This window comes from Sporomusaceae bacterium ACPt (assembly GCA_041428575.1).
In the GTDB taxonomy this organism is placed as follows: Bacteria; Bacillota; Negativicutes; order Sporomusales; family Sporomusaceae; genus Sporomusa_D; species Sporomusa_D carbonis.
Genome location: CP155570.1, coordinates 2,596,259 through 2,608,381 on the forward strand (window position 1 = coordinate 2,596,259; position 12,123 = coordinate 2,608,381).

General features: G+C 44.0%; 11 protein-coding genes. All 11 read right to left on the reverse strand.

Features of this window, described 5'->3' with window-relative positions:
• Positions 1–85: 85 nt before the first annotated feature.
• The 11 genes from SCACP_RS13500 to SCACP_RS13550 all read right to left on the reverse strand — a co-directional run bounded on the left by SCACP_RS13500 (position 86) and on the right by SCACP_RS13550 (position 12,022).
• Positions 86–1,339 carry a site-specific DNA-methyltransferase gene (locus tag SCACP_RS13500; protein WP_425058031.1) on the reverse strand — a complete coding sequence of 418 codons (1,254 nt, stop codon included), beginning with the start codon at positions 1,337–1,339 and terminating at the stop codon, positions 86–88.
• Positions 1,340–1,344: 5 nt separating this feature from the next.
• Positions 1,345–2,643 (reverse strand): site-specific DNA-methyltransferase, encoded by a 1,299-nt coding sequence (locus tag SCACP_RS13505; RefSeq protein ID WP_425058032.1) that lies wholly within the window; start codon positions 2,641–2,643, stop codon positions 1,345–1,347.
• Between the two features lie 156 nt (positions 2,644–2,799).
• Positions 2,800–3,351, reverse strand: a complete 552-nt coding sequence (locus SCACP_RS13510; protein ID WP_003515999.1) for a P27 family phage terminase small subunit — start codon at positions 3,349–3,351, stop codon at positions 2,800–2,802.
• 120 nt (positions 3,352–3,471) lie between these two features.
• Positions 3,472–3,831 carry an HNH endonuclease gene (locus SCACP_RS13515; RefSeq protein ID WP_425058033.1) on the reverse strand — a complete coding sequence of 120 codons (360 nt, stop codon included), beginning with the start codon at positions 3,829–3,831 and terminating at the stop codon, positions 3,472–3,474.
• Positions 3,832–4,321: 490 nt separating this feature from the next.
• Positions 4,322–4,777, reverse strand: a complete 456-nt coding sequence (locus SCACP_RS13520) for a hypothetical protein (protein WP_281742705.1) — start codon at positions 4,775–4,777, stop codon at positions 4,322–4,324.
• A gap of 106 nt (positions 4,778–4,883) precedes the next feature.
• Entirely contained in the window at positions 4,884–5,171 is a 288-nt protein-coding gene (locus tag SCACP_RS13525) for a VRR-NUC domain-containing protein (RefSeq protein ID WP_003515992.1), read from the reverse strand.
• Positions 5,172–5,470: 299 nt separating this feature from the next.
• The gene (locus SCACP_RS13530; protein ID WP_425058034.1) at positions 5,471–8,026 is read right to left on the reverse strand and encodes a hypothetical protein; all 2,556 of its coding nucleotides are present in this window, start codon (positions 8,024–8,026) and stop codon (positions 5,471–5,473) included.
• Positions 8,023–8,448, reverse strand: coding sequence for a DUF4406 domain-containing protein (locus SCACP_RS13535; RefSeq protein ID WP_028306840.1), 426 nt, complete (start codon positions 8,446–8,448; stop codon positions 8,023–8,025). The genes SCACP_RS13530 and SCACP_RS13535 overlap by 4 nt, the downstream gene beginning before the upstream one ends.
• Positions 8,449–8,463: 15 nt before the next feature.
• Entirely contained in the window at positions 8,464–9,285 is an 822-nt protein-coding gene (locus SCACP_RS13540) for a phage antirepressor (protein ID WP_028306839.1), read from the reverse strand.
• Positions 9,286–9,289: 4 nt separating this feature from the next.
• Positions 9,290–11,212: a bifunctional 3'-5' exonuclease/DNA polymerase gene (locus SCACP_RS13545; protein WP_425058035.1), complete on the reverse strand. Its 1,923-nt coding sequence runs from the start codon at positions 11,210–11,212 to the stop codon at positions 9,290–9,292.
• A 57-nt stretch (positions 11,213–11,269) separates the two neighbouring features.
• Positions 11,270–12,022 carry a hypothetical protein gene (locus SCACP_RS13550; protein ID WP_011838170.1) on the reverse strand — a complete coding sequence of 251 codons (753 nt, stop codon included), beginning with the start codon at positions 12,020–12,022 and terminating at the stop codon, positions 11,270–11,272.
• Positions 12,023–12,123: the final 101 nt, after the last annotated feature.

The window sequence follows — 12,123 nt, forward strand, 5'->3', positions numbered from 1 at the left end:
ATTTTTGATTCCCATAAAAAATCCCACCTTTCCTTTTTGGTGGGGTACATTAACGCTCTGTTTTGAGGGGAAAGCAAGGACATTTTTAATCAATCTGTGTTTCCGCGTAAGGTATTTTTTCACTACCTGTTACCAAGAATACTGAATCTGTGCCAAATTGTGAAACATAGCGCTTTACAATCACATCGCAGTATTTCGAGTCAAGCTCCATCATAAAACAAACCCGCCCGGTCTGCTGTGCCGCAATCATTGTCGTACCAGAACCACCGAACAGGTCAAGAGTTAAATCTCCAATATGGGAACTATTGAGCATTGCCTTTGCTACAAGCGATACCGGCTTCATGGTAGGGTGCTCCTCCGATACTTTAGGACGGGGTATCTCCCAAACATCTGACTGTTTACGGTCTTTAAGCGGGCAAAGGCGTGTTCCATCAAGCCAACCATACCAGATCGGCTCGTACTGGGTATGATAGTCCTTTCTTGATAGTACCAAGCTGTCTTTTTTCCATATAATTGTGCTCGACCAGTGATACCCTGCCTCCCGCATGACGTTCATCAAACTGCCCCATTCCTGAGCACTCATTACCACATAGGTCATGCATCCGGCTTCAGAAACCTCTTTCATGCATTTAAAAGCGTGCAATAAAAAAGCGCCGAATTCTTCGGTGCTCATATTGTCATTTAGAATTTGTCTTGGCTTCCAGCTTGGATGCCTGGTATCTGAACCGTAATCAACATTCCAGGGTGGGTCGGTGAAAACAAATCTCGCCTTTTGTCCGTTCATCAGCTTTTGCACATCTGAAAGCATGGTGCTATCACCGCACATCAGACGGTGGCTGCCAAGTACCCATATGTCGCCCTTTTTGGTAACCGGAGTTTTAATCTCTGCAATTGCCTTTTCTGTATCGAAATTATCTTCTTTGACATTAGCGGTTGTTTTATCACGGAACAACTCATCAATTTCCGAAGCATCAAACCCGGTAAGAGAAACGTCAAAACCATCTTCATTTAAATCCATAAGCAGATCGGTCAAAAGCGGAATATCAAACTCGCCACTGATTTTATTCAGTGCAACATTGAGCGCCTTTTCCCGCTGTTCATCCAAATCAACTACAACACAGTCGATCTCCTTATACCCCAAAGCTGTAAGTACTTTATAACGCTGATGTCCGCCGACAATATTCCCGGTGCGTTTATTCCATATGACCGGCTCTACATATCCAAACTCTTCAATGGATCGGCGGAGTTTCTCGTATTCAGGATCGCCCGGTTTTAAGTCCTTCCGCGGGTTATATTTCGAAGGTTTTAATTTTTCTGCTGGTATTTTCAGTATATCCATAAATCTTAACCCTCCAGTTTGACGGCTTTTTCGCCGGTGAATTCCTCCCAGCGCTTAACAGCTAAATCACAGTAAACAGGGGATAACTCCATTGCGTAGCATTTACGCTCGGTCTGTTCAGCCGCAATTATAGTAGTTCCGCTACCAGAGAACGGCTCAAGAACAATACCGCCTTTGTCGCTGTGCATTTTGATGCACCGCCATGGAAGCTCCACAGGGAACATTGCAGGATGCTCCTTGTTTGCCCGTACAGTGGTCATCTCCCATATCCCAGCATAACCCCATTTCTTGCGTTCTTCCTTTGTAAGCCGTTTCACAAATTTATAACTGTGTCCCGCAAAGGCTGAAAGCCATACATATTCCTGATCGTTATATTCCTCAACTTCTCCTTTATTGCTGAAGGCTGAAATATACTCATACTGCTGAACCGGCTTGTTTGAAACAAGATGATAAGGTCCTACACCGAAATTTTGCCCTTGTTTCTTCCAAATGCGGATCCAGATAGGGCGGTAACCGTTGTCCAAGAACATATTCACGCTGTAAACACTGGTGGGTTCAATAAACTGAGAGCCGGTGGCATAGAGATCACCTAAGTTCCAGCATACAATATCTGCATACCTGCACAGGTTTCTAATCACTGGGCGTACTGTCTCGAACCATGGTTCAATCCCGGCCTTTTCATATTCTTTGCCTACCCCATATGGAGGAGAAGTCACTGCCATCTGTGCGTGACACCCTTCCATCAACTTCTCAAAATCCTCATCCTTAGTAGAGTCGCCGCACATCAAGCGATGATTCCCGAGAAGCCAGATATCGCCCCGCTTCGTTACCGGCTCGCACTGCACAATTTCCTCATGCGCTTTATCTATGTCAAAGCTGTCCTGCACCGCTTCCTTGGCATACCATCGGTTGAGCAGTTCGTCAATTTCAGAAGCGTCAAATCCTGTGAGCGAAACATCAAAGGCACCTGCGTCCAACTCAGCCATCAGTTCAGCCAGTTTATTCTCGTCCCACTCTCCCTGAATCTTATTAAGAGCAAGATTGAGCGCTTTTTCCCTCTGGGGGTCAAGATCTACAACGACGCAATCTATCTCTGTCTGTCCCAAGTCCAGCAAGACCTTTAAGCGTTGATGCCCGCCTACCACATTACCTGTTTTTTTGTTCCAGATAACAGGCTCCACATAGCCAAATTCCTCTATTGACCGTTTTAGCTTTTCATATTCCTTATCGCCAGGTTTTAAATTCTTGCGTGGGTTGTATGCTGCTGGATTAAGTTTTTCAACAGATATTTTTTGTATGTTCATCTTGCATTCTCCTGTTCAATATTTTCTTAAGACCCTTTTTTGCGCCCTCACAATCTCCGTTTATTACTTGTCCCCGCAGAGTCTTAAACTGCTGCTTCGTTAAATGGTCTTCATATTTTCTTAGTTCCCTAAGAAAGATTGAATTTGCTTTATGCATCAGCCACCCCTCCTGGCTGTCAGTAGTTTTTCCATCACATCGTCGTGGGGAGTGGCCCCCTTGTATTCGGTAGCACAGTTTTCCCGCACGACTTGATAAATTTGATACCACAGGTTATTGGCCTGTTTCATGAAGCTTTGACTCATAGCCACATAAGGCGACGGGATGGCATTGCCAGTTGTCGGATGTTTAGCAAGAAAGCCAAATTCAGTGATACATTCCTCGCACTGGATCCACCGCGCCACACTCTGGGCATATTGCTCTATAAGCTGCGCAGGGATAAGGTGAACACACCTGCGTTCCTTAAGCCACTGCCATGTTTTTTCGTATATTTCCACCGCCAGTGTTGTTTTTCCGTTCTTCTGCTTTGCAGCAAGATAATCCCTCGGTGGCGGCATGCTCTCTCCTTCCAGTTCCGCAGCATCCGTAAACTCCATTACCATGAGCTTTCGTCTGCCGGGATTTCCTTCCAAAATCTTATCCGCCAGAGGCTTTTTCTTCTGTCCTGCACCAATACGTGCCCCGCCGCGGTTGGTACCGTCCTTTGCCATACACATCACCTCGATTCATGTAAAAATAAACAGGGGATATACCCCGTTTGAAACTGCGATTTTTCGCGCGTGACCCCCCGCCCGTTGCACAAAACTACTCCGCCAGAGATTTTGACCCCCCTACCGTCTTGCCCATCGTTCTCCTTCGCGGGCAGTGATCGATGAGTGGCATTGTTTGCACAGGCTCATAAGGTTACTGTCTGCATTGGTTCCGCCTTTGGATAAAGGGATAATATGATGTACCTCTTCGGCTGGTGTAAGCCTTCCGTACTTTTGGCACTCCTCGCAAAGCGGATGCTCTGAGATATATCTGTCCCTGATGCGTTTCCATCTCCGGCCATAGCGTTTTCTTGTTTGGGGATCTCGTTCGTATTTGTTGTAATAAGCATCCACTTGCCTTTGATGCATGTCGCAGTACCTTCCGTCCGTCAGTTCAGGACAGCCGGGAAAGGAGCAAGGCCTTTTTGGTTTTCTTGGCATCTGGCCACCTCCTTTACGGGTATAAAAAAAGCCCTCACAGGTTCATCCCATGAAGGCTTATTCATAACTTTTCACAATACCATTATATTTGGATTTATAATGAATTTCATCTCATAAAAATCTCATCTGGAATATTGAACAACACATTTGCTATTTGACCATGGCATCTTACCGTTATAATACTTATCGGAGATATACCGCTGCATATCGGGTGGTAAAGCTGCAAGCAAAAGATAAGCCTTTTTCCTATCTTCCTCTAACTCCTTGGTGCTTTTATAGAAGGAACATTTATCTTGCAAGCACTTGTGTACAGTCAGGATATTGCAGCCATTCCTTCCGTTACTGCCAAAACAATTATCGTACATCTTTCCTCACTCCTGTTTTATGGCATAAAAAAAGCCCCGAAGGGCTTATGCGTTTTAATGTTATTTTTTCACGATATCATTATATATTGGATACCCGTGTTTTACATCTCATAAAAATCTCATTACTACTTCCCGTATAAAAGCAGTGCCAGATGATTAAGTGCCTTGTCCTTCCTACGGTACACCTGTGCTCTTTCAAGAAACAGCTTCTCTCCGATGTTTGCTACAGCTTCTGTCTTGCTCACATCATTAACAAAAAATTCTGTCAGTATAAACTGTTCTTCCTCCGACAGGGCTTCCCAAGCAGGCTTGAACCACTCCATATATTCTAATGCCCGTCTGTAACGTTCTTTCAACACATCAATCTCGTCAAGGCAAGCAGCAAGGCGTTCTTCGCCGCTTTTGGGATTGTGTTTGCCCGGAACTCCGGTAATCTTTGCACTGTGAGGGCTTGTCATACAGGTTTCAATTTCATATATATCCTCATCACTGTGTTCGATAATGTACTGCATGCTGCTGTAATCTTTCAAAGCTTCAACAGCAGCCGCTTTTTTATCTAAATACTGCCATGCAATCAGCATATCGCACCTCCAAAAAATCAAGATAAAAACCTTGATCTTTGAAGCAGTGTGCTTTTTTGCGTTGCTTTGCAGTGCTTTGTTTCCTTGTTCGTTATGTCTTCGTTCTTTATAGAAGGCCATGCTTTTCCAGAATAACCTTCACCTCATCTACCGAATGGACAACCGCTGCCACTCCTCCTGCATTGAGGATTTTCCTTATAGTTGCTTCCTGCAGTTTTGTTGTCTTTCCCGATGGGGTTTTTATTTCAAAAGCTATAAACCGTCCATTTACACAGGCAATAATGTCTGGTATCCCCGCTGTCCCGTACATACCACCATGTTCCTTCCAACAGAAACACCCCGGTACTGTCTTTAAGTACCGCAGTACTTTAGTCACAATACTTCTTTCAGACATAACCGCTCATCCTCCAAAAATGTTACCTTTTTCCCTCTTATAACCTCGTAACGTCCAAAAAAGGCATCTCATAAATCAGCTTCCCAAGCGCTTTTCAGGATTTTGTTACCTTGTTACCTCTTTTTGGGGTAGGTGTATACACAAATATTTTTATTTTTATATTTTTTAGTCTTAAAAAAGCAATGGTACTTTCGCGCGTATATATAAAGTTGAGGTAACAAAGGTAACATCGGTAACAAGTGGCTATTCATCAGCGTTTCTGGCGTTACCTTTTTGTTACCTTGTTACCTTTTTCAATACTAAAGAGGCTCAATATCTGTGATTTCAAAGCCGCTCACATCGCATCGCTCTTTCAGTATTGAGAAATCAAGAGCCCACGCTTTTTTTGTTTCATTCCCGAAACGCATCGTTTTATTGCTCTCTATAAAAAAGTCACTTTGCCTCAATTGCTTCAAAAACTGGTTATATGGAAGACATTCACCAGTGATTGCATAATCGCGTCTGTACTTGGTATAGCGGTCATATACATCACAGAAACGAATCCCGATAACCTTGCCATCTTTATCAAAAGTGTAGTCTTGATTCGGAGCCAGTTTCATCCGGGCCATGATTTCCAGCGTCTGTTCTACAATGGTCTTGTTATTGCTGCCGCCATCCAGCAAGTACTCCTGCACACCGTTTTGAAGATATCGAATACATGCCCCTTTGTTAATGGGAAATACTTCAGCCCACGTTACATTAAGGAATTCACACAGTTTGTTTACTAGGCTCAATCCGGCATAGCAACAGGCGAGATTATTGACGATACGAGATGGAAACTCATCAGATATCTCTGACTTTGCTTCCTCATACCACTTCTCTGCCTCAGCAACCGATACTCTGAGTGCTATATCCAGCAGGCTCCGACCGAAGCTGCCAAGCAGATCCGCTTTTGCACACAGCTTATAAAATGCTTGTCTATGGCTGGCTGGTTTTAAGTCCTTCTTGCTGAATAGCAATTCTATGCTCCGTTCTCTGATGGCCGCTTCATCCGGCGATTCCTCACCAGCTACAATAATAGGTGCCAACAGTTCATAAGTAACAGCACTTTGATCCGCCCTACCGCGGACACCTTCATGGCCGTCATATGCATCTCGAAGATGGTTGTATAAGGCATTTAGCCTTAACTTATCTATCTTTGAAGGCTTGAACTCATCCATCAACTGCGGTATCAGATTCGATGATGCAGATTCCTTCATCAGTGTAAATGCAGTAACCTGCGTAGCCGCGCGGATTTTGCTGCACGAAAATACCGGCAGAATAACCCGCTCCAATGTATTACTTTTTCCGCTGCCTTGTTCTCCGACAAGCAATAAATGAGGAAACTTGATGCCTGATTTTTTAAGATGCGGTTTAATGAAGCATCCGGCCACCCAGGCCATTACTGATACCGTTTTTATGGGCTCGTTATAGCTGAGGAGCCATTCACCAAGCATAATAAGCTGTTTCTTTGTCAATGGCTCAAAGGTTAGGATATCGGTTGTTATGCTTTTATACTTATCAAGCTGCACGATATCTTCAACAATGTTGCCTCCTGCTTCAATGGCACCATCCGTTGAAACATATACCATCCGCCCGCCATGCTCATAAATCCCAAGAGCCTTGACCCCTGTTTTCCTTACCCACTCCATTTCAGATATATAACCTTTCAGCAGTTCCAAATCTCCTTCTGAGCCAAAATAGCCTAAGGATATTGTCCGGCGGTTCAAGATATTTTTAAATTTTTGGATGTTATTGAAGTCGGTAGTCATAAATGTCTGGCGGTATATTTCATCACGGATTGTAATAAGGTCAGCAGTCATCTGCGTTTCATCTTCCGATACAATCATCTCCACCGGTTGAATGATAAAATTTGTTATAGGATACACACTTTCGCCTCTGGTGCGGTAATACCTGCCCTCATGTTCAAAGATAACTGACTCGCTTTCGCGGCTGTATACGTTCTCTGTAACTTCAATGGCCTTATCCAGTGTCTCCTGCCCATATGTTGCTCCACTTGCATGATGTACCGTATCCCACTTTTCCCGGAATAACCCGGAATTTCTAAACAGCCTGTCCATCTGCTCTTTGTTTTTGCCTGACCAAAAAGCCAGCATACAGCAAAGAGCAAGGTCGGCTTCGGACTGGCTCGGATACCCTGCTTCCTGCCATTTTCCTTCCCATAGCAGATCAAATTCCTTATGGTTTTCGGCTGTACGGGCTTTCTCCAGAATTTCTTCATCTGTAAGCGGCTCTAGCTTAACCACCTTACTGTCTTTCTTGCTTTTTCCTCTCCGTTTTTTACTTTTGATATAATTCTCATGTATCCAGGCCAGTGCCCCGTTATCTTCAGTAATGTAATCAGGAGTCCCTGGCAGTCGCTCGCCAGTCATTGTGAAGTATCTGCTGTGGGCATACATTTCAACGCCGGTTTTAGTGTTTTTATTGCCCTTAGCAGGCATCTCCCCTTTATAGAAAATATGAAGCCCAGTTCCTGAAGGGCTGATTTCCGTATAGGACGGAAACCGCTCAAGGATATCCTTGGCGGTATCGCTTAATTCCCCAGTGTTTTTGTCGCGGCAGTGATCTATGTCTATCCCCACTAAACCTCCGCTTTTTGCGAATACAAAACCTAATCCGGTATAGAGGTATTGTTCTTTTGCCGCAATCGCATCGTCAAGCGTCGACCAGTCGTTTGGGTTAGTGCTTGAGGCTTTTCTACCAGTTAAGGGATTATAAGGGATTTTACTGTCTCTTCCGTCCTTTGTGTTTGGTTCCAGACGCCAGCAGATCCATTGCTTCCGGTTTGCCAATTCTTTAGGGAATGAGATGCTCATTTACACCGCACCTCCTCGCATCGTTCATTAAAATACCGGATCGGAATGCTGCGCTGCTTTGCCTTTTCAATCTCAATGGACATCCCTTTAGTAATTTTTCTGCCAAATACCCACACTTCTGAGCACTTTGACATCAATACCATGCCAAAGTACAAGCCCAGATTTCGCATTTGTTCATCATCGTCGTCCATAAACTGCGGAAACAAGAGGTGCGGAGCAATAGGTATGCAATTCCTGCTCACTGCAAAGCGGCAGTACCCCTGAGCCTTACGGATATTACGTTCTATATCACCAGCATATGGGCTGCAGATAAATACCATCGGTCTGTAAGGCGCTTTCCTGGCCTCTCGCTCAATCCTAAGCAGTGCTTCATAAGGTGTGGGGTCGTAATATCCTTCCGCGTTAAACTTGCTGATACTCATGGTATTACCCCCTGCCTATGCGCTTTTTTGTTCACGTTCGATTACAGGCAATATACCTTTCTTGTTTTTAAGAAGGTCATAGATAAATAGCCTTCCTTTTTGTGTCCAATATGTGTGCATTACGCTTCTTTCTGCATCAATAGCGTGGGTCTTGGACTGCGTGTATCCTTGATCGGCGTACTCCTGATATAAAAGCCAGCAGTTTCCCATTTTGTACTGTACTCCAAGCTCATGAAGCAGCTTATTGAAAGCGCGGCCAGACATTCCGTAATCCTTGGCAATCTTGCTGATCGGCACAAGGCTTTTATTTTGCAATATGAGATCATAATAGCTCGCTTTGGGCTTCAACTCACTGATAATCTGTTTATTCTTTGCATTTTCTATTTCTAAAGCTTTCCGCCTGTCGCGTTCTGCCTTTAGTTCAGAGAAAATCCTGATGCCATACTCCGGATTAGAAATCATCTCTTCGATAACTTTATCTGTAGCATAAACTCCATATTTTCTGATCGTGGGCAGCACTTCATCAAAGACCCATCTTTCAAAGCGTTCAGCAGCAGGAAGTTTGCTACGTATAATGAGACGATATAGATTTCCCTCTGTAATATAAGTCCGTTCAACATGCTGTTCAGTCGAGACACCATATTGATTTGTAGTTAAGGTGACCCCGTCGTGTTTCACGACCCCGTCTGGTTTGCAATGGCGTTGTATCGCATCACGAGGGTTACTATATCCTAGCATCCTTGCACAATCCGTTGCAGGAAAGTATTCCTTTCCATCAATAACGAGTACTTTAAGTTCTCCAAATTCTGTATTCTTAAAAACCTGTAAATTAGTCATAATATCAATCCTCCATTTCTTTCATTTCTCCAAAATTTCTTCCTACCGAAGCCTCTGCCACAATAGGTACATCAAATTCAGGGAAGGGTTGTGTTTCCATACACTCTTTTATAAAAACAACTGCTTCGTCCACCTTGTCTTCCGGTAATTCAAAAACCAGCTCGTCATGTATCTGCAGCATAGGTTTCAGCCAAAGCCTTTCGGGAAGTCCACTGATGATGCGCCCACAGGCAAGCTTTAGAATATCTGCCGCTGTACCTTGAATAGGTGTATTTAATGCGCACCGCTCGGCAAACGACTTCTTGCCCCAATCTGATGACCGAATTCCCAGCAAGTATCTTCGCCTGCCCAGCCATGTTTCTGAATAGCAGCTTACAGCAGCCCGCTTTTTTACCTCATCCTGCCATTTGGCAAGACCGGGGTATCCGGATTTCAAGTTTTGAATGATGGTCTCACATTCGGACAAAGTTGGGTTCAGCCCAGCTTTAAATTTAAGTGTTCTCTGTAAGCCAGTAGGAAACAGGCCATAGAACACACCGAAATTGCAGTTCTTTGCAATGGTCCTACGCTCTTTATAATGTGGAGCATTTTTGTCTGCTGCCTCCTCAAAAGGAATGCGGTAAATAACAGAAGTGGTCTGAGCATGGATATCACCGCCAGTACGATAGGTTTCCAGCATACGTTTGTCCCTGCAATAAAATGCTCCGACGCGCAGTTCTATCTGTGAAAAGTCAAGGGATAAAAGAACCTTTCCGGCTGGCGAAATGATAAATTTCCGTACGCCTATTGGGTCATTATCTTTCTGCGGGCAATTCTGCATATTCGGGTTTCTTGACGCAAATCTGCCTGTCTCTGTCCCCAGTGGCATAAGGTCCGGATGAATCCTGCCGGTATCCTCATCAATAAATCGAAGATAACCGTCTATATAGGTGGATTTGAGTTTGCCCCATTTGCGGTACTCTTGCACCAGATCAAATAAGCGAGCAAGTTCAGGCCTGTTGGATTCACACCATTCTTTTAATAGGATCATGGTTTCATCATCGGCAGCTTCCTGATGTTTTGCGGTCGTTTTCATTACCGGAAGACCGAGATCCACAAAAAGATATTTTTTAAATGCTGAAGTTGAAGCATTTGCCCCAATCTCTACATTGCCGATAATTCCGGCAATCTCTTTTCTGATACTGACAATCTTTTCTGCGGCTTCCGCTTGTTTCTTCAGCATGGCTGACTTATCCACCAATATGCCGTTATACTTCATTATCCCGACATATACTGATGTAGGCGATTCTACCTCTTCCACAATAGTTCTGTGTTTGGGTAAAAATCTATCAAACCACTGATTGAAAACATGATACAAGCGAAGAGTGTAGTCGCTGTCAGCACAAGCGTAGCGGACAGTCTTCTCATCCTGAGGGTTCAATTCATCGAAAAACCGACCTTCAGTAACCGTTGAGAATTCTGTCATTTCTGCTTTGTAGAGTGCAGGCGCAAGCGTTTTAAGTCCGCTGTCAGCAAGACTTCTGAACTCCCACTTGCTTTTTAATGTAAGTTGTGATGCTGCAATCGTGTCATAGCAAGGCTTTTGAAGGACGATACCTCTTGCGTAAAGGAACATAGACTCAAAAGCCAGATTATGAGCAACTTTTATTACATCTTTTGATTCGAATAGTAATTTCAGATAATCCCATATTGCCGCCTGGTTCTCTGCATTTCGCCCGCTACGATGTTTAAGTGGAACATATATAGCAGTCCCTTCTGATACTGAAAAACTGATCCCTGTAATATCTGCTTTATGAGCATCCAGAGCTGCACTTTTATCGTTCCTCCATTTATCGCGGGGTGACGTTTCAAAGTCGAAAGCAAATAGGACAGTGTTTTTCAGATACTCTTTTATTTCAGACAGCATATAAACACATTTGTATCCCATGCGGTTCTCCTTTCCGCCCTATCGGAGATGGAAGTTACTCTCCGATAGGGCCTTTGATCACTTAAGCGGCTCAGTAATTTCACCTGATTCAGGGTCTACATTTATTACCTCTTCACCGGCAGGTTCAGTGTCATGGCCGACTCGGGTACTGAATGCTTTGACCTGCTCGGAAAGCTTGGATATCAACGCATATTCGTCGGCGGTCAGATCCCGATCTACAGCAAACTGAGCCTGTGAATAGGTGATACCGCTTGAATTGGTCGCCTTTTTCAAAGAAAAGCGAGTAACAACGCTGTTTGATTTTTTGCCTTTAGAAAGCAGCCTTTTGATGTAGCGGGAAAACTCTTTCAAAGATCCAGTAGGCAAAGAAAGTATTAACGGGAAAATCTCCCCTTCACGCAGTACATATATCCTGCGGCGGTTCTTGCAAGCTTTGCTGCCGTTTTCCCCCGAACCAAACTGATTATATGGACATTTGGCACAGCTTCCTCCGGGGTCTCCTTCGCCGGTTATACCATCAAAGCTTCCGCAATCCGGTGGGTTACTGCCTCCGGTATACTTGTCCTTGTAGTATGCATAAAGTGGATGATGATAAAGAATTACCGCTGAGAATTCTTTGACAGTATCAGGTTCTCCGGGATTTTCCCCGGGTACTTCGAATACTGTGCTGCCTGCGGACGGGATTTTTATGCGTTCAAAAGTCATGTCAAGACCGTCAAGTTCTGATGCCATTGCCTCGTCAAGATTGAAATCAGCGAGCTGAAGAAAACCTGTATTTTCGTTAATAGTTACGAGTTCATTGTTTTTCATGCTTTTATACCTCCGTAAATATGAATTTGAAATGTAATCTATATCATTGTTCTTTGAAGCATTGTTCTTCGAACAGTTATTCCTTGAACATTGATATTGGA